The 17729-nt window shown below is 64.2% G+C and carries 17 protein-coding genes; 16 read left to right on the top strand and 1 reads right to left on the bottom strand.

Going from position 1 to position 17729, the window contains the following annotated elements:
* Nucleotides 1–133: 133 nt before the first annotated feature.
* Nucleotides 134–1030 carry a methylisocitrate lyase gene (prpB, locus tag NCT05_RS34335; protein ID WP_008345869.1) on the bottom strand — a complete coding sequence of 299 codons (897 nt, stop codon included), beginning with the start codon at nucleotides 1028–1030 and terminating at the stop codon, nucleotides 134–136.
* Between the two features lie 184 nt (nucleotides 1031–1214).
* On the opposite strand from prpB, the gene prpR reads away from it, so the two are divergent.
* The 16 genes from prpR to NCT05_RS34415 all read left to right on the top strand — a co-directional run bounded on the left by prpR (nucleotide 1215) and on the right by NCT05_RS34415 (nucleotide 17601).
* Nucleotides 1215–3155, top strand: coding sequence for a propionate catabolism operon regulatory protein PrpR (gene prpR / locus NCT05_RS34340; protein WP_250504429.1), 1941 nt, complete (start codon nucleotides 1215–1217; stop codon nucleotides 3153–3155).
* 76 nt (nucleotides 3156–3231) lie between these two features.
* Nucleotides 3232–3372: a hypothetical protein gene (locus NCT05_RS34345; RefSeq protein ID WP_167561871.1), complete on the top strand. Its 141-nt coding sequence runs from the start codon at nucleotides 3232–3234 to the stop codon at nucleotides 3370–3372.
* 290 nt (nucleotides 3373–3662) lie between these two features.
* Nucleotides 3663–3956, top strand: a complete 294-nt coding sequence (locus tag NCT05_RS34350; RefSeq protein WP_008345865.1) for a GYD domain-containing protein — start codon at nucleotides 3663–3665, stop codon at nucleotides 3954–3956.
* A gap of 134 nt (nucleotides 3957–4090) precedes the next feature.
* Nucleotides 4091–4402, top strand: a complete 312-nt coding sequence (locus tag NCT05_RS34355) for a hypothetical protein (protein ID WP_075583566.1) — start codon at nucleotides 4091–4093, stop codon at nucleotides 4400–4402.
* Nucleotides 4403–4686: 284 nt separating this feature from the next.
* The gene (locus tag NCT05_RS34360; RefSeq protein ID WP_175982210.1) at nucleotides 4687–5730 is read left to right on the top strand and encodes an NAD(P)-dependent alcohol dehydrogenase; all 1044 of its coding nucleotides are present in this window, start codon (nucleotides 4687–4689) and stop codon (nucleotides 5728–5730) included.
* A gap of 59 nt (nucleotides 5731–5789) precedes the next feature.
* Nucleotides 5790–6107, top strand: a complete 318-nt coding sequence (locus tag NCT05_RS34365) for a hypothetical protein (RefSeq protein WP_008345862.1) — start codon at nucleotides 5790–5792, stop codon at nucleotides 6105–6107.
* Nucleotides 6104–7204, top strand: a complete 1101-nt coding sequence (locus NCT05_RS34370) for a WD40 repeat domain-containing protein (protein ID WP_250504430.1) — start codon at nucleotides 6104–6106, stop codon at nucleotides 7202–7204. The genes NCT05_RS34365 and NCT05_RS34370 overlap by 4 nt, the downstream gene beginning before the upstream one ends.
* A 19-nt stretch (nucleotides 7205–7223) precedes the next feature.
* The gene (locus NCT05_RS34375; RefSeq protein WP_008345859.1) at nucleotides 7224–7415 is read left to right on the top strand and encodes a hypothetical protein; all 192 of its coding nucleotides are present in this window, start codon (nucleotides 7224–7226) and stop codon (nucleotides 7413–7415) included.
* A 173-nt stretch (nucleotides 7416–7588) separates the two neighbouring features.
* Nucleotides 7589–9259, top strand: coding sequence for an aromatic/alkene/methane monooxygenase hydroxylase/oxygenase subunit alpha (locus NCT05_RS34380; protein ID WP_008345857.1), 1671 nt, complete (start codon nucleotides 7589–7591; stop codon nucleotides 9257–9259).
* 20 nt (nucleotides 9260–9279) lie between these two features.
* Nucleotides 9280–10326, top strand: a complete 1047-nt coding sequence (locus NCT05_RS34385) for an NADH:ubiquinone reductase (Na(+)-transporting) subunit F (protein ID WP_175982208.1) — start codon at nucleotides 9280–9282, stop codon at nucleotides 10324–10326.
* A gap of 44 nt (nucleotides 10327–10370) precedes the next feature.
* Nucleotides 10371–11456, top strand: coding sequence for an aromatic/alkene monooxygenase hydroxylase subunit beta (locus tag NCT05_RS34390; protein WP_008345854.1), 1086 nt, complete (start codon nucleotides 10371–10373; stop codon nucleotides 11454–11456).
* A 24-nt stretch (nucleotides 11457–11480) separates the two neighbouring features.
* On the top strand, nucleotides 11481–11834 hold the full coding sequence (locus NCT05_RS34395; protein ID WP_250459654.1) for an MmoB/DmpM family protein: 354 nt from the start codon (nucleotides 11481–11483) through the stop codon (nucleotides 11832–11834).
* 49 nt (nucleotides 11835–11883) lie between these two features.
* Nucleotides 11884–12909 carry an amidohydrolase family protein gene (locus NCT05_RS34400; RefSeq protein ID WP_250459652.1) on the top strand — a complete coding sequence of 342 codons (1026 nt, stop codon included), beginning with the start codon at nucleotides 11884–11886 and terminating at the stop codon, nucleotides 12907–12909.
* Nucleotides 12906–13679, top strand: coding sequence for a metal-sulfur cluster assembly factor (locus tag NCT05_RS34405; RefSeq protein ID WP_250504431.1), 774 nt, complete (start codon nucleotides 12906–12908; stop codon nucleotides 13677–13679). Before NCT05_RS34400 ends, NCT05_RS34405 begins: the two co-directional genes overlap by 4 nt.
* A gap of 28 nt (nucleotides 13680–13707) precedes the next feature.
* Nucleotides 13708–15345: a molecular chaperone GroEL gene (locus NCT05_RS34410; protein WP_250437816.1), complete on the top strand. Its 1638-nt coding sequence runs from the start codon at nucleotides 13708–13710 to the stop codon at nucleotides 15343–15345.
* A gap of 207 nt (nucleotides 15346–15552) precedes the next feature.
* Complete coding sequence (locus NCT05_RS34415) at nucleotides 15553–17601, top strand: sigma-54-dependent Fis family transcriptional regulator (RefSeq protein WP_175982205.1); 2049 nt, start codon at nucleotides 15553–15555, stop codon at nucleotides 17599–17601.
* Nucleotides 17602–17729: the final 128 nt, after the last annotated feature.

A 17729-nucleotide genomic window follows, 5' to 3' on the forward strand; every position in this document is an offset into this window, starting at 1 on the left:
TTGCCGACGGTGCACAGCGCGGTATTGCCCGCCGTCACGCCCGACAGCGCGACGGATTTCTTCGGCTTGAATGCGCCCGCGCTTGCGGTGCTGTTGTCTGCTTCGCTCATGAATTTGTCTCCTGAAACAAGGGTTATTTCTTCGCTGCGAACAATTGGTCGAGCTTGTCTTCGTAGGCGTGATAGCCGAGGTATTTGTACAGGTCGGCGCGCGTCTGCATCGTTTCGACGGCGGCCTTTTGCGTGCCGTCGCGCTTCACCGTCTCGTAGAAGTTCAAGGCCGCTGCGTTCATCGCGCGATACGCGCCGCAACAATACAACGCGATGTCGACGTTCGCATCCTTCAGTTCATCGACGGTGAAGAGCGGCGTCGAGCCGAACTCGGTCAGATTCGCGAGGATCGGCACGCGCACCGCAGCCTTGAAGCGGCGATAGTCATCGAGCGATTTCATCGCTTCGGGGAAGATCATGTCCGCGCCCGCTTCGACATACGCGACGGCGCGCTCGATCGCCGCGTCGATGCCTTCGGCGGCGGCCGCATCGGTGCGCGCCATGATGACGAACGAATCGTCGGTGCGCGCATCGACGGCGGCTTTCACGCGATCGACCATTTCGCCGGTCGGCACGACTTCCTTGCCCGGACGATGCCCGCAGCGCTTCTGTCCGACCTGATCTTCGATATGTACCGCCGCCACGCCCGCCTTGATGAACGAGCGGATCGTGCGCGCGATGTTGAATGCGCCGCCCCAGCCGGTGTCGATATCGACCATCAGCGGCAGCGACGAGGCGTCGGTGATGCGGCGCGCGTCGATCAGCACGTCTTCCATCGTGCTGATGCCGAGGTCGGGCATGCCGAGCGAATTCGCGGCCACGCCGCCGCCCGACAGATAGAGCGCCTTGAACCCGACGGCTTCGGCCATCTTCGCGGCGTAAGCGGTGATCGCGCCGACGACCTGCAGCGGCGATTCCTCGCGGACGGCCTGGCGGAACCGCGCGCCGGCGGTCTGTGCGGACTGGATTTCGGAACTCACGTTTGTCTCCTGAAAAAGTGCTACGTATAAGAGCAACTACCTTGCCAGCTGCCGATATTTTTATAACCTGTTGATTTTTATGAGTTTGGACGTTTCGGCTCCCAGCGCTTCATTTCAGGTCTGAAATTTCTTGTTTCGAAACTGAAATCCGTATCGCATACTGGATTTTTTTGCGCAGACGATCATGCAAACGGAAACCGCGGCGCGCCCGCGCATCTGGGCTGTCGGCATCAGCCGGCTAAGGGATTTGTTCATCGATCTCGTCGACACCTACGCCGATCGCGCCGAACTCGATGTCGTGGCGCTCGGCTTCGAGGATGCCGCGAACAGCATCGAATCGGCGCGCGACGGCCGGCCGGATGTCGTCGTGGCGGGCGGCTCGAACGGCGCTTATCTGAAGAGCCGCGTGTCGGTGCCGGTCGTCGTCATCAGTCCGACCGGCTTCGACGTGATGCATGCGCTCACGAAGGCGCGGCGCGAGGGCGCGAGCGTCGCGCTCGTCACGCACGGCGACACGCCCGCGGAAATTCGCCGCTTCCTCGCCGTGTATGGCATCGACGTGATTTGCGCGTCCTATCGCTCGGCGCAGGACGCCGAAAACCTCGTGCTCGATCTGCGCGATCGCGGCGTCGATGTGGTCGTCGGCCCCGGCCTCGTCGCGGATCTGGCGGCGGACGCGGGCATGAGCGCGGTGTTTCTGTATTCGCGCACGTCGGTCGTCGCCGCGTTCGAGACGGCGCTCGAAGTCGCGCAGGCGATGCGCCGCGAAGTCGCGCGGCGCAATCGGCTCGACAACCTGTTGCAGCATCTTCGCGATGGCGTCGTCGCCGTCGATGCGCTTGGCCGCATCGAAGCGATCAATCGGCGGCTCGCCGCCGCGCTCGGCATCGCGGATGCGTCGCGCGCCGTCGGACAGGCGTTGCTCGATGTCGCGCCCGAACTCGACGGCGTGCTGCCTTCCGCCGACGGCGACGTGTTCGGCGCGGTGCGCGGCGTGAGCTACGCGATCCATCGCGGACCGCTCGCAAGCGATGGCGCGTCGGGCGGCACGATCTTCACCTTCCAGGAATCGCGCGCGGTCGAGCGGCTCGACCGGACGCTGCGCTCGCGGCAGGGCGCGCAGGAATTCGTCGCGCGTTATCGGCTGGAGGATGTCGTCGGCGAATCGGAGTCGATCGAGCGCGTGCGTTCGCTCGTGCGCCGCTACGCGAAATCCGACGCCACCGTGCTGATTCTCGGCGAAAGCGGCACGGGCAAGGAGATGGTCGCGCAGAGCATGCATCGGCTGAGCCGCCGCAAGGACTTTCCGTTCGTCGCGATGAACTGCGGCGCGTTTCCCGAAGCCCTGCTCGAAAGCGAGCTTTTCGGTTACGAGGAGGGCGCGTTCACCGGCGCGCGCAAGGGCGGCAAGGCGGGGCTGATCGAGGCGGCGCATCGCGGCACCTTGTTTCTCGATGAAATCGGCGAGATGCCGCCGTCGCTGCAAAGCCGGCTGCTGCGCGTGCTGCAGGAGCGCGAAGTGATACGGCTCGGATCGACGGAGCCGACGCGCGTCGATATTCGCGTGATCGCGGCGACGCATCGCACGCTCGCGCAAGGCGTCGCCGATGGTTCGTTTCGCGCCGATCTTTTTTATCGCATCAATATTCTGAGCATCGCGTTGCCGCCGTTACGCGCACGTTCCAGCGACGTCCTGCTGCTGGCGACCGCGCTGCTGACACAGGCCGCGCGGCGCGACAAGGCGCTTGCGTCGCGCGTGCCCGATCGCGAAGCGGCGGCGCGCGTGCTCGCGCCGCTGGAAGATGCGCTGTGCCGATATCCGTGGCCGGGCAATGTTCGCGAGTTGCAGAACATCGTCGAGCGTATCGCGGTGGAGTTATCGGATCGGGATGCGCCCGTTGCACTCGCGCTCGACGAACTGGAAGCGATCGCGCCGGAGCTGTTCGAGGACAAGTCCGACGCAAACGCGGACCGCTCGCTGCGCGATCTCAGCCGATCGGTGGAAGCCGATCAGGTCCGCGCATCGCTGGCTGCGTTCGGCGGCGATCGCGATGCCGTCTGCAAGGCGCTCGGCATCAGCAAGACGACGTTGTGGCGAAGGCTCAACGCGAAGCCGAAAAGCTGACGAGCCGCGTAAATGTGTCCGTAAGCTCGCGCTGCTAGCATCTCCTCTCTTTCCCAATCCAGAACCTAACGAACTCATGAAAAAGGCTGTCATTGCTGTGTTTGCCGCTGGTGCGGCATTTTTTTCCGTCGCTCCGGCTTTCGCCGCTTCGCACAATCACCATCAGGTTTGCCACAAGGTCAAAGTGCATCATCACTGGGAACGCCACTGCAAGTAAGCGCGTTTCGCAGCCGAAGGCGATGAGCCCCGTTCGCATCTTCCGACGGGGCTTTTTTTCGTCTCGCGACGCCGCGATCGCGCCGTGAAAGCGCGCTGTTAACAGTCGCCGTCGCCTATACTTTTTTCGAAGTCAATCGATATCCATACTGCGGCTTTCCCGAACGGAAGCGCTGTTGCTCATGCGCCATTGCCGCCTTGTCCTGCTTCCTCTCTGCCTCTTTATGCACGCAAAGAAAACGCGGCGCGTCAATACGTGCGGCCGCTTCACTTTCATTCGATGAGGACACCATGGCTACCTACATCATGCTGCTGAATTGGACCGATCAGGGCGTGCGTACCGCGAAGGACACGGTCGATCGCGCGCGCGCATTTCGCGAAGCGAGCAAGGCGATGGGCGCGACCATCGGCGCACTGCACTGGACGCTTGGCGCATACGATCTCGTTACATCGTTCGATGCACCCGACGATGAAACCGCGACGCGCCTCGGCCTCGCGCTCGGCGCACTCGGCAACGTCCGATCGACGACGATGCGCGCGTTCGGCGAAAGCGAGATGGAACGCATCGTCGGGGGATTGAAGTGAATCGGATAACTTAATAACGCATCGACCTCTGCATTTCGTGTGCCCGGGCGCGGCACGGTCATTGCGCAACTCGTGATCGAGCAGACGGAAACGCCTGCGTCCTAATTTCCAGTCCGATCAAGGAGGGAGGGATCATGAACAAGGCAATTGGCGCACTCATCGCGGCTGTAGCCGCGGCGGCACTGTCGAGCGGCGTTTATGCGCAGACGGCGGGAGGATCGAGCGGCTCGACGGGCAGCACGGCCAGCCCGGCGAATCAGGTGAACGGCGCGACAGGCGGATATGGCACGCCGGGCACCACCCATTCCGGCAGCGGCATGGCCGCCAAGCCCAATAGCGGCTTGCCGAGCAGCACGAATAGCACGACGAAGTCCGACGCGCCCGCGCCGAAGAGCAACAACACCTTGGCAACGCCGAGCGTCGTATCGCCGGCAGCCGGCCAATAACGCGGTATGAAAGACGGCGACCCATGCATCGGGTCGCCGGGCGTTGTGCGCTGCAATGCGTAGCAGGCGGATGTCGCAAGTTGCGACATCCGCATGGACAGGACTTCGGCAGGGTGTCCGATTTTGCGACAAACCCTGCCGATGCCGTCATCACAGAACGCGAAGGCCATCCACGCAGGCTCACGCGATGCCCCCGCTCGCATCGCGATTGGCGTGGTCCTTGCTCTTATCCCGGCGCATCGCTTCAGGCGAAGCATCGACGATAACGAACAAGGAGACATCACGTGAAGGCTGCCGTGCTGCATGAGTACGACGAAACGTTGTCCCGCGACGAATTCGTCCGCTATCAAGACGTCCCCACTCCCGAAATCTCGCGGCCCGACGATGTGATCGTCCGGATCGGCGGCGCGGGTGTGTGCCGGACCGATCTGCATATCGTCGAAGGCATCTGGCGCAGCAAGGTCGATATCGCGCTGCCCTACATCATGGGCCACGAGAACGCCGGCTGGGTCGAGGCGGTCGGGCGGGGCGTCGAAAGCGTCAAGGTGGGCGATCCGGTCATCTGCCATCCGCTCGTCACGAGCGGCCACTGTCTCGCGTGCCGGCGCGGCGACGACATGCACGCGACCGAAAGCCGTTTTCCCGGCATCAACGCGAACGGCGGCTATGCCGAATATCTCGCGACCGGCGAACGTTCGCTGATCCGCCTGCCGTCCACGCTCGCGCCGAAGGACGTCGCGCCGTACACCGACGCGGGCCTCACTGCCTATCGCGCCGCGAAGAAGGCATCGCGTCATCTTTTGCCGGGGCAGTTCGCCGTCGTGATCGGCGCGGGCGGTCTGGGTCACATCGGCATTCAGGTGCTGAACGCGCTGTGCGCGGCGGAGATCATCGTCGTCGACCGATCGGAGACCGCCCTCGCGCTCGCGAAGGAATGCGGTGCGCATCATACGGTTCAGGGCGGCGACGACGCCGTCGAGCGCGTGCTCGAACTCACGCAAGGCAACGGCGCGGAAGCCGTGATCGATTTCGTCGGCGAAGGCAACGCGATCGCGCAAGGCCTCGCGATGACGCGCAACGCGGGCTTCTATTACATCGTCGGCTACGGCGGAAAGATCGACATTCCGACGATCGACATGATCACGAGCGAAAAGACCATCGTCGGCAATCTGGTCGGCACGTATCCGGAACTCGTCGAGCTGATGGCGCTGGCCGATCGCGGACTCGTCCATCTCGCGACGCGCGAGTATCGACTGAGCGAGGCGAATCAGGCGCTGCGCGACCTGCATCACGGCAAGGTGAAGGGACGCGCGGTCCTCATTCCGTAACGACCGGCCGGCCTCGCGACAGACGAGGCCCGCAAGCCAGGCTTTCAGCGGAGAACGCCATGACTGCGCAGGGCCAACCCACGCCCATATCGGAGCGCGTGCGGCTCGTGATCGAGCTCACGTGGATCAATTCGGAGCATCTGCGAAGCAAGAGCCGTTTCGCGGGCGTCGAAATCGAACTCGAAAGCGCGCTGGCCGCGAGCCGGCCCGAAGCGCGCACGTCGCTGCAATTGTTGCGCATCGAAATGCTGCGCGATCAGCTTTGGGAAGCGGACCGGGCGCTGAGCGCGCTGGAGGAAGAGCGCGCGCGTCTGGAGGCGGCGCTCGCGAACGCGGAGGCGGCGACGCGCACCGCGCATGGCCGCGATCCGCGATGAACGTAAGCGCGCCCACGCCGCTCGTCGAGCTGCTCGGCGCGTGCTGGACGGCGCACGCGAGCGTGACGGCGGCGGCGTGGAATGTAGGCGGGACTCACGCGGGCTTCCCGCTCGGCGATGGAACGCTCGTGCTCGCGTCGGGCGAATGGGAAGGCGGTCCGCAACTCAAGGCGCACGAGACGCGCGGCGTCGAGTTGATCAAGGCCACCGCGCCGCCGCCGCCGCTCGCGCGCTTTGCGATCCACGATGGCGCGAGCCTCGGGCTCGCCGCCGATGCCGATGGCGGCTTTCTGAGCGCGGGCGATGACGGCAGGCTCGTGCAGATGGACATCGATGGCAATGTGCGCCAGCTCATAGCGCAGCACGGCCGACGAATCGATCACGTCGCCGTCTCGCGCTCGGGCGTGCGCGCGTATGCGAGCGGCGCGCTGGTGCGGCTCATCGGCGCGATGGAAAGCGAGTTGACGCTGCCCGCTTCATCGACCGCGCTGATGTTCGCGCCAACGGCGCAGCGACTCGCCATCGCTCACGCGGGCGGCGTCACGCTGTGGGATACGCGCGCCGCGACGTCGCGGCTCTTTGCGTGCGCCGGATCGCCGCGCGCGATCGCGTGGAGTCCCGATGCCCGGTATCTCGTCGCGGGCACGGAAGGCAACGCGCTGCACGGCTGGCGTCTTCCCGATGGCGACGATATCGAACTCGGCGGCTATGCGCTGCAGCCCGGCTCGCTGTCGTTCTCGGCGGACGGCCGCGTGCTCGTCACGAGCGGCGGACCGCGCGCGGTGTGCTGGCGCTTCGATCCGCCCGATGCGGATGATCGTCCGCGCGAATGCGGCGTCGCGGGCAGCGCGCCGGTGAGTGTCGTCGCGTGTCATCCGTCGTTGCCGCTGATCGCGGTCGGTTATCGAAGCGGCGCGGTGCTGTTGTGCCAGCCCGGCGGCGCGGACGTGCTGTTCGTCCGGGCCAACGGCGGCGCGGCGATATCCGCGCTTGCGTGGGCGCCCGACGGCGGGCGTCTCGCCTATGGCACCGAAGCCGGCGAGATCGCGCTCGTGTATTTGCCGCACGCGTTATTCCGCATTTCAGGTTCGCATTAGACGCTCGAGGGAGACGGAGATGACGACCGATGCATCCACGAAGGAAGCGTTTTTCGAGCGGCTCGGCGCGCTGTCCGACGACATGATCGCCGCGCATGGCCGCGACTTCGCGATGGGCGCGCTGATACTCGCCGCGCGTTTCATCGCACAAGGTCAGCCGGTCGCGGATGCGGCGAATGCAAGCGCGAGCAAGATCATCGTCGACCATTGAGTGATGTCGCAATTCGGGACACCGTAAGAAATTCGATCGTCGCGTTCCACGACACAAGCGCATCGAAAACCCATGAAACACGGCGTATTCGCGGATGGCACGCTTGTCGCTCTTCATGCTGCCGTGCCGATGCAAACGGCGCAATCGCCCTGTAACCGGACAAGGAGAGCTCGATGTCAGAAGCATTAACGCTCAACAAGATCACATCCCAGCGAGGCATCAGTATCGGCGAGGCGGCAAAACGCGTCGCCGATCTCGGCTGGACACCCAGTTACGTTCAGGAAGCGATGACCTTCCCGACGGACTACAAGATCAGCAAGGCGCCGCGCGATCCGATGAAGCAGGTGCTGCGCTCGTATTTCCCGATGCAGGAGGAAAAGGACAACCGCGTCTACGGCGCGCTCGATGCCGCGCTGCGCGGCGACATGTTCCGCAATGTCGAACCGCGCTGGGTCGAATGGATGAAGCTGTTCCTCGCGATCATTCCGTTCCCGGAAATCTCGGCCGCGCGCTCGATGGCGATGCTGGGCCGTCTCGCGCCCGGCGAAGAACTGCGCACGGGCTTCACGATGCAGATGGTCGACGAGTTCCGCCACTCGACGATCCAGATGAATCTGAAGAAGTGGTACATGGAGAACTACATCGATCCGGCGGGTTTCGACATCACCGAAGCCGCGTTCGGCAAGTGCTACGCGACGACCATCGGACGTCAGTTCGCTGAAGGCTTCCTCACCGGCGACGCCGTGACGGCCGCCAACGTGTTCCTGCAAGTGGTCGCGGAAACGGCGTTCACGAATACGCTGTTCGTCGCGATGCCGTCGGAAGCCGCGCGCAACGGCGACTACGCGCTGCCGACGGTGTTCCTTTCCGTGCAATCGGATGAGAGCCGTCACATCGGCAACGGCCATTCGCTGATGATGTCGGTCATCAACGACCCCGACAATCATCTGCTGCTCGAACGCGATCTGCGTTACGCGTTCTGGCAGAACCACGCGATCGTCGATGCGGCTATCGGCACGTTCATCGAATACGGCACGACGGACCGCGACAAAAAGAAGGAGTCGTATGCGGAGCTGTGGCATCGGTGGATCTACGAAGACTATTACCGCACCTACATGCTGCCGCTCGAAAAGTACGGCATCAAGATTCATCACGACGATGTCGCCGCCGCGTGGGATCGCCTCGTCAAGAAGAACTACGTGCACAAGGTCGCGCAGTTCTTCTCGGTCGGCTGGCCGGTGAACTTCTGGCGCATCGAGGCGCAGACCGAGAAAGACTTCGAGTGGTTCGAGCACAAGTATCCCGGCTGGTATGCGGAGTTCGGCGAGTACTGGAAGTGGTACGCGAAGAAGAGCGTGCCCGGCCAGACCAACATGCTGTTCGATCAGGAGAACGGCTACGTGTATCCGCATCGCTGCTGGAGCTGCCTCGTGCCGTGCCTGATTCGCGAGGACTTCTGCGTCGATGAAGTCGACGGCAAGCTCTACACGTATTGCTCGGAGTTATGCCGATGGACGCACAAGGTCGCGTTCGCGTCGGAATACGAAGGCCGCCCGACGCCCGCGATGGGCCGTTTCAGCGGGCGCCGCGAATGGGAAGAGGTCTATCACGGCTGGGACCTCGCGGATTGCATCAAGGATCTCGGCTTCGTGCGCAGCGACGGCAAGACGCTCGTGCCTCAACCGCATCTGCGTTTCGACAACCGCGACATGTGGACGCTCGATGATGTGCGCGGCCACACGATCCAAAGCCCGATCGTGTTGATACGAGAGATGACGCCGGAGCAGCGCGAGAAGCACATCGCGGAGTATCGCGCGGGCTTCACGATCAATCCGTGCAATTGACCGATGCGAGGGAGGCGCGTATGAGCGGCGATGAGTCTGTGACGCACACGGTCCGCTTCGAGCCGGTCGGTGTGGAGATGTCGGTCGAGGAAGGCGAAACCGTGCTGGAAGCGGCGTTCCGTCAAGGCATCGCCGTCATGCACGGATGCAAGGAAGGGCAGTGCAGCAGTTGCAAGTCGTTGCTGGTCGAAGGCGACGTAGAGATGAAGAAGTATTCGACCTTCGCGCTGCCCGACTACGAGAAGGAATCGGGTCACGTCTTGCTTTGCAGGACGCTGGCCTACAGCGATCTCACCGTCGAACTGCTCAACTACGACGAAGACCTGATGCGCCGCTCCATACCCGTCGCCGAATACGACGCGACCGTCACGAGCATCGCCGCGCTCACGCACGACATCAGGCTGCTCGAAGTGGAACTGAGCCGTCCGTTGCGTTACTGGGCGGGGCAGTACGTCGATCTGACGCTGCCATCGGCGGGCATCACGCGCTCTTTCTCGATGGCCAATCCGCCCGATGGCGAACGGCGCCTCTCCTTCATCATCAAGAAGTACCCGAACGGCGCGTTCTCGTCGCGGCTCGACGAAGGTCTCAAGCCCGGCGACCGGATGATCGCGAAAGGTCCGTACGGCACCTGCTTTCGACGCGAGGATCAGCCCGGCCCGATGGTTCTCGTCGGCGGCGGATCGGGGATGTCGCCGCTGTGGTCGATCTTGCAGGACCACGTCGCGAGCGGCGAAGAGCGGCCCGTGCGCTTCTTCTACGGCGCGCGCACGCGCCGCGATCTGTTCTATCTCGACGAGTTCGCGGACTTCGCTGACAAGCTGCCGGACTTCCGCTTCATACCGGCGCTCTCGAACGCCGAACCCGCCGACGAGTGGACGGGCGAGACGGGCTTCATCCACGAAGTCGTGAGCCGCACGTTGCGCGACGAAGCGCTCGCGGGCGATATCGATGCCTACACGTGCGGTCCCACGGCGATGATCGACGCCGTGATCCCGGTGCTGCAAATGGCCGGCGTAGAACCGGAACGGCTGTATTTCGACAAGTTCACGCAGGCGGTCCGATGACGGCCCGTCGCCCTGATATTCGCTGATCGGAAAGGAGACATGACATGAGTACGTCGACGGAGCAGTCATCGCCGCTTAAGTCGGGCGCTGCGGGCGCGGCGCAGTTCGTGGGCTGGGACAGCCGCAAGTACAACTATTTCGAACCGAAAGGACGCAAGGCAAGCCATTACGAAGACATGACCGTCGACGTGCAGCCAGACCCGAAGCGCTATCTCATTCAGGACTGGATACTGCAATTCGCCGACGGCACGCCGACCTATTCCGAAACGTGGACCGCCGCGCAATGCTCGGACTGGCACACGTTCCGCGCGGTCGATGAAGAATGGGAGCGCACGCACTATCAGCGCCAGTCGACCATCGTCGGAATGATTACGAACGCGATCGGCAATGCGCGGCGCTCGGGCGCGGTCAAGCGCTTCGACAAAGCCTGGGTGAAGGTGCTCGAACATCATCTCGGCGCGTACAAGCACGCGGAATTCGGGCTCGGCACGGCGACCATGCACGCGCAGCGCTACGGCTACACGCAGATGATCAACAGCGCGATCCTGACCAATGCATCGTACAAACTGCGCTTCGCTCAGGACTTGACGTTGTATCTCGGCGAGATCGCGCTCGATCTGCCGGGCTTCGATCTCGATGCGGGCAAGGAGCACTGGCTCAACGATCCGATGTGGCAGGGCACGCGCCGCGCGATCGAAACCATCGGCGGCGCGACCGATTACCTCGAAAAGTATTTCGCGGTGAACGTCGTGTTCGAGCCGCTCGTCGGCGATCTCTTTCGCAGCGGCTTCATCATGCAAGTGGCTGCCGCGCAGAACGACTTCGTGACGCCGACCGTGGTATCCGCCGCCGAAGGCGACTACGAGCGCAATCTCGCCAACGCGGTCGAGCTGTTCCACATGCTCGCCAACGATCCCGCGCATGGCGATGCGAACCGCGCGCTCTTCGGCGCATGGCTCGACAAGCATGGCGCGCTCGCCGCCGATGCCGCGAAGCATCTTCAGCCGATCTGGTCCATTCCGCACGCGAAAGCCGCGCAATACACCGACGCCCTGAGCAGTTCGGTCGAGCGCGCGCAACTGATCGCGAAGGAAGTCGGCATTCCGTTTTCGCTCTCCATTCAAGCCTGAATCCACCGCGAACAGGAGCCGCTCATGTCAGTGCATACCGACAACATCTTCAAGCCGATCAAGGATCTTCGCTTCGATCAGACCATCTCGCATCAATGCGGCGTCACGATGAACGACAGCGTCGAGGCGCGCGCGATTGCGGAACTGATGGCGACGAAGCCGGGCATCACCGTGACGTATCTGCCCGCGATGATCCGCATCGACGGGCAGGGAAAGATCGAGTTCAAGATGGGCGAAATCAGCGACGTGCTGGGCCGCGAGATGACGCCACATCTGTTCGAGATATCGACATCGACGCATTACGGACGGATGGTGATGGTCGACGACGATACCGTCGTGCTGTTCGGCAACATGGAAGACGCAATGGCCTACGAATGAAAACGTTCGCGGGTGCGCCCGCGAGCGACAACCCCACGGAGACAGCAACATGTTCAGAACCCAGGACGGCGAGGACATTTTCATCATCGACGGGCACGTTCATCTTTGGGACGGCAGCAAGGCGAACGTGAAGAACGTGCATGGCCAGCAGTTCATCGACTGCTTCTATGCGTATCACAAGAACCTGAGCCCGAAGGAATACCTGTGGCCGAAAGAAAAGTTCGACCAGTACGGCGAAGCGGTCATGTATGAAGACCTTTTCGTCACCGGTTACGACGACATGGCGATCTGCCAGCCGACCTATCTGACCGACTTCTACAAGAACGGCTTCAATACCACCGAAGCGAACTATGTGGTGAAGAAGAAGTATCCGCATCGGTTCATCGTGAACGGCGCGTTCGATCCGCGTGACGGCGAAGCGGGGCTCGAACGTCTCGAGGAGCTGGTGCAGTTGTACAAGATTCAGGGCGTGAAGCTCTACACGGCCGAATGGCGCGGCGACAGCAAGGGCTACAAGCTCTCCGATCCGGGCGCGTACCGGTTTCTCGAACGCTGCGAGAAGCTCGGCATCAGGAACATTCACGTTCATAAAGGACCGACGATCCTGCCGCTCAATCGCGATGCGTTCGATGTCGCCGATATCGACGACGTGGCGACGAGCTTCCAGAACCTGAACTTCATCGTCGAGCATTGCGGCTTGCCGCGTCTCGATGACTTCTGCTGGATCGCCACGCAGGAGACGAACGTGTATGGCGGCCTCGCGGTCGTGCTGCCGTTCATCCACACGCGGCCGGAATACTTCGCGCATGTGATTTCGGAGCTGCTGTTCTGGATCGGCGAGGACCGCATTCTCTACGGCAGCGATTACGCGATCTGGTCGCCGAAGTGGCTCATCGACAAGTTCATGGCGTTCGAGTTGCCCGAATCGGTCGCGAAGGAAACGGGCGCGAAGCTGTCGCTGGAGGCGAAGAAGAAAATCCTCGGGCTGAATGCGGCGCGTCTGTACGGCATCGATATCGAGGCGCAGAAGAAGCTGCTCGAACAGACGCCGCAAAGCGCGGTCGCGCACGCATGAGCGCCGCGAGCGCGGTGAGCGAACCGGCGGCGCAAGTGTGGGAGCGGCTCGCATCCGTCATCGATCCGGAACTCGACGAGTCGGTGACGGAGCTCGGCTTCGTCACGTCCGTCGATGTCGATGCCGATGGCGGCGTGAGCGTCGCCTTCCGGCTTCCGACGTACTGGTGCGCCGCCAATTTCGCGTATCTCATGGCGGCGGACATGCGCGCGGCGATCGCGGATCTGCCGTGGGTGACGGGCATCGGCATTACGCTCGACGAGCACATGTACGCCAACGAGATCAATCGCGGCATGGCGCAGAACCTGTCGTTCCGGCAGGCATTCGGCGATGCCGCGAACGACGATCTCGACGCGGTGCGGCAGACATTTCTCGTCAAGGCATTTCAGCGCAGGCAGGCGGCGTTGCTCGCGCATCTGCTGGCGAGCGGGCGCGAAGCGGAGGCGCTCGTGCGGCTCACCATCGGCGAGCTTGCATCGCTTGCCGACGAGCCGGAACGCGCGCATCTGATCTCGCGTTACATGGAACGGCGTCACGTATGCGGCGGCGCGATGGACGAAGCGCAGCCCGCGTTCATCGACATGCACGGCGCGCCGCTCGATCCTGCGACGCTCGGCGCGTATCTGCGCGAGTTGCGGCGCGTGGGCGTCAACGCCGAGTTCAACAGCGCGCTATGCCGCGGTCTTCTTGCGGCGCGTTACGACGATGTCGAAGAGAAGCCGGTTCGCTTCTATCCGCGAACGCGCGATGCATCGACGATACGGACATAAATCGAAAGACAGGAGACAGGAGCACACGATGCCGAACATCATGTTGCATGACGAAGAAGCGCGCGCGGCGCTCGGCCGGGGCGTGGGCAAGCTCGCGCGGGCGGTGCGCGGAACGCTCGGGCCGAAGGGCATGAACGCGATCATCGACCGGCCGATCGGCTCGCCGATCATCTCGCGCGACGGCGTGAGCATCGCGAGCGAGATCGAGCTGGAAGATCCGTTCGAGAACATCGGCGCGCAGGTCGTGCGGGAAGTGTCGAAGCAGACGAACGACGTCGCCGGCGACGGCACGACGACCGCCACCGTGCTCGCCGATGCGCTCGTGCAGCAGGGCCTCGAATGTCTCGCGGACGGCGCGAATCCGGTCGAACTCGTGCTGGGCCTCGAAGCCGCGGTGTACGAAACGATCGACGCGCTCAAGCGTTCCGCGACGCCGCTTTCCGGACCGGAAGAAGTGCGCGCGGTCGCCGTGGTGGCCGCCAACGACGAATTCACCGGCGGTCTCGTCGCCGAGGCGCTGGAGCGCGTGGGCGCTGACGGCATCGTCGATGTCGAATACGGCTCGACCGTCGAGACGCGGCTCGAAGTGGTGGAAGGCATGGCGTTCGACCGCGGCTATCTTTCGCATCACATGGTGACGGATATCGAACGCATGCAGGTCGTGCTCGACAATCCGCTCATTCTCATGACGGATCAGCGCCTGCAAAGCCAGGACGACGTCGCCGCGATTCTCGCGCTCGCGAACGAGCACAAGCGCGCGCTCTTCATCATCGCGGAGGAAGTCGCGCCCGCGTGCGTCGTCACGCTGCTCGCCAATCGCGACAACGGAGGCTTCGGCGTCGCGGCGATTCATCCGCCCGAATACGGCCACTGGCGGCGCGCGATGCTCGAAGACATCGCGATCGTCACCGGCGGGCGCGTCATCGCGCGCGATCTCGGCGGCCGGCTCGACGCCATCGACATGCGCGACTTCGGCAGCGCGCGCCAGGTGCGCGTGTCGTCGAATCAGACGATCATCACGGCGGGCGCGGGCGATCCCGCCGCCGTATCGGCGCGACGCCAGCAGGTCGCGCGGCAATATGACATGGCGCCGGAGAACGTCGAGCGCGACAAGTTCGAAGTGCGCCTCGCGAAGCTCTCGGGCGGCACCGCGATGATCCTCGCGGGCGGAGCGACGCCCGTCGAGCAGAAGCGCCGGCTTCATCTGATCGAGGATTCCATCAACGCGGCGCGCGCGGCGATTGCCGAAGGCGTGGTGCCGGGCGGCGGCACGGCGCTGCTGCGGGCATCGGCGCAACTCGACGGATTGATCGCGCGAAGCCACGGCGCCGCGCAACTCGGCGCGATGCTGCTCAAGCGCGCGCTCGCGAAGCCGTTGTTCACGATCGCGTCGAATTGCGGACTGGACGGCGCGTCGATCGTCGCGCAGGTGGCGAAGGCGGATCGCGCGACCGGACTCGACGCGCGCACCGGCGAGATCGCCGATCTGGCCGCGCGCGGGATCATCGATCCCGTGAAGGTGAGTTACAGCGCCGTGCGCAACGCGGCCTCCGTCGCCGCGCTGATCCTGACGACGCAGACGCTCATCGCGAAGAAGCCCGACATCACCGATCCGACGGCGGGCCCGGCGCTCGGCGCGGGCGCGGAGCTGCTCGGCCGCAAGTAGCGCGCGCTGCTGCGCTGCGACACAGCGCGCGCCGCCAACGGGGGCGTTTTCCCCGAGAGGACGAGAGACGCACGAGGTCTATACTCAGCGGACTGTGCTGCGCAATCGCCGGGCCAAGCCGGCGAATCCCGATGCAGCAGCCCCCGCGAGTCGCGCCGACGCCCGCCGCAAGAGCGGGCCGCGCTCCACCTCGCACGGAGGAGACACATGACGAGGCGCCTCATCGGTATGCCGGCTGGCGGCGGTCGCGCGAGCGACCCCTTCGTCGCCGGGTGGACGCGGCCCGACGCAAGCGCCGCCGATCACTCCGACACCGACACCATGCTCGCCTGGGAGCGTTTTCTCGCAGGCGAGATCAGCACGGCCGCGCCGACCGAACTCATCGCATCATGGAAACGAAGTCTGCAATCGGGCGTGAATCCGACCTCGGGGGCAGCGCCGTTCGCCGTGCATGGCGATGCGATCAACACGCTGCGCTGGCGGCATCGCGAACTGCTCGCGGCGTCCGACCGGCTTTTCACGGCCACCGCCGATCTCTTCGCGGATTCGTATTCGATCCTTCTCTTGACCAACGCCGACGGCGTGATTCTCAAGGCGGCCGGCGATCTGCGCACGCTCGACGCCGGCGAAAAGATCCATCTGATGACGGGCGGCGACTGGCGCGAGGCATCGGCCGGGACCAACGGAATCGGCACGGCGCTCGCCACGCGTCAGCCGACTTACGTGCACGGCTCCGAGCACTTCTGCGAAGGCATCAAGGCATGGAGCTGCGCCGCCGCGCCGATCTGCGAACCGGGGACCGGCGCGGTGCTCGGCGTGCTGGACATATCGGGGCCGCCATCGACGTATCAGATCAACAATCTGACGCTCGCCGTCACCGCCGCGCGCCAGATCGAAATGGTGCTCGCGGAGCAGGTGGCGCGCGAGCACATGCGTCTGCTGGCGTTCTGCTTGCAGCGGCTTTCCTCGACGGATGCCGCCGGGCTCATCGCCATCGACCGGCACGGACGGCTCGTGCACACGACGGCGCGCATCGCGTTGCCGGTCAATCCGGGCGAGCGCTTTCCCGGCATGGGTGAGCATTTTCCCGTCGAGGACTGGGCCAATCATCTGCCGCAAGGACTGCGGCCCGAGTGGTTCAATCCGGTCGTCGCGGACGGCGAAGCGATCGGCGCGATGCTGATCGTGCCGCAGCCTTCCGGCCTCTCGAATGCGTCGCGTCTTGCGGGCGGCGCGCGCCGCGTCGGGCCGCAAGTGCAGCCGCGCGGCGAAGCCGACCCGCAACGCAACCGCTTTGAGCAGATCATCTGCCAGAGCGCGGCGATGCAGCGCGCGATCGAACGCGGACGGCAGCTTGCGCGACGGCGCGTGCCGGTGCTGATCGAAGGCGAAACGGGCGTCGGCAAGGAGCTGTTCGCGCGCGCGATCCACGGCGAGGAATCCGACGAAGGACCGTTCGTCGCCTACAACTGCGGGGCGGCGTCGAAGGAACTGATCGGCGCGGAACTCTTCGGCCACGTGCGCGGCGCTTATACGGGCGCGACGGCGGAAGGACGTCCCGGACGATTCGAACTCGCGCATGGCGGAACGCTGTGCCTCGACGAGATCGGCGAATTGCCGCTGGAACTGCAGCCGGTGCTGTTGCGCGTGCTCGAAGAAGGGGTGATCTATCGGCTCGGCGATACGCAGGCGCGTCGCGTGGATGTGCGCCTGCTCGCCATGACGAATCGCAATTTGCGCGAGGAAGTCGAGTGCGGGCGATTCAGGGCGGACCTTTACTATCGCGTCGGCGTCACGCGGATTCGCATTCCGGGCCTGCGCGAGCGCGATGGCGACGTCGATCTGCTGATCGATCACTTCAACCGCTCGCTCGCGCTGCGTCACGGCGTGCCGGCGCGGCAGTTTCCCGACATCGTGATGGAAGTGCTGCGCGCCTATTCGTGGCCGGGCAACGTGCGCGAGTTGCGCAACGTGGTCGAGAACCTGTTGCTGACATCGAATGACGAGCGCGTCGCGCTGGTCGAGCTGCCGCCGGAAGTGCTCGATGAATCGCCGACCGTGCGTGACACGGTCATGTCGAACGCGACGCCCGGCGCGGGCAGCCTCGAGGAAACCGAGCGCTTCGCGATCGCGCGTGCGTTGCGGCATGCGCAGGGCAACATGGCGCAGGCGGCGCGCGCCCTAGGCGTGTCGCGCAGCACGCTGTATCGCAAGATGGAGCAGTATCGGCTTGCGGTCGACGAAAAGCGTTCGTAGCGCAAGCCGTTCTCGGATATCGCCAGCGCGCCGCGCCCTTACCGCAGCGAATAGAAAGTAACACCCGGTAAGGTTTGACGCGAAGTGTGCGTTCATCGGGCATTCGATCTGTCGAGGCATGCCATATC

The sequence above is a fragment of the Caballeronia sp. AZ7_KS35 genome (genome assembly GCF_023631045.1).
GTDB classification, from domain to species: domain Bacteria; phylum Pseudomonadota; class Gammaproteobacteria; order Burkholderiales; family Burkholderiaceae; genus Caballeronia; species Caballeronia zhejiangensis.

Coding starts and splice junctions, on each gene's coding strand:
- prpR (WP_250504429.1), top strand. CDS start 1,215: ATGCAAACGGAAACCGCGGCGCGCCCGCGCATCTGGGCTGTCGGCATC.
- NCT05_RS34345 (WP_167561871.1), top strand. CDS start 3,232: ATGAAAAAGGCTGTCATTGCTGTGTTTGCCGCTGGTGCGGCATTTTTT.
- NCT05_RS34350 (WP_008345865.1), top strand. CDS start 3,663: ATGGCTACCTACATCATGCTGCTGAATTGGACCGATCAGGGCGTGCGT.
- NCT05_RS34355 (WP_075583566.1), top strand. CDS start 4,091: ATGAACAAGGCAATTGGCGCACTCATCGCGGCTGTAGCCGCGGCGGCA.
- NCT05_RS34365 (WP_008345862.1), top strand. CDS start 5,790: ATGACTGCGCAGGGCCAACCCACGCCCATATCGGAGCGCGTGCGGCTC.
- NCT05_RS34370 (WP_250504430.1), top strand. CDS start 6,104: ATGAACGTAAGCGCGCCCACGCCGCTCGTCGAGCTGCTCGGCGCGTGC.
- NCT05_RS34375 (WP_008345859.1), top strand. CDS start 7,224: ATGACGACCGATGCATCCACGAAGGAAGCGTTTTTCGAGCGGCTCGGC.
- NCT05_RS34380 (WP_008345857.1), top strand. CDS start 7,589: ATGTCAGAAGCATTAACGCTCAACAAGATCACATCCCAGCGAGGCATC.
- NCT05_RS34385 (WP_175982208.1), top strand. CDS start 9,280: ATGAGCGGCGATGAGTCTGTGACGCACACGGTCCGCTTCGAGCCGGTC.
- NCT05_RS34390 (WP_008345854.1), top strand. CDS start 10,371: ATGAGTACGTCGACGGAGCAGTCATCGCCGCTTAAGTCGGGCGCTGCG.
- NCT05_RS34395 (WP_250459654.1), top strand. CDS start 11,481: ATGTCAGTGCATACCGACAACATCTTCAAGCCGATCAAGGATCTTCGC.
- NCT05_RS34400 (WP_250459652.1), top strand. CDS start 11,884: ATGTTCAGAACCCAGGACGGCGAGGACATTTTCATCATCGACGGGCAC.
- NCT05_RS34405 (WP_250504431.1), top strand. CDS start 12,906: ATGAGCGCCGCGAGCGCGGTGAGCGAACCGGCGGCGCAAGTGTGGGAG.
- NCT05_RS34410 (WP_250437816.1), top strand. CDS start 13,708: ATGCCGAACATCATGTTGCATGACGAAGAAGCGCGCGCGGCGCTCGGC.
- NCT05_RS34415 (WP_175982205.1), top strand. CDS start 15,553: ATGACGAGGCGCCTCATCGGTATGCCGGCTGGCGGCGGTCGCGCGAGC.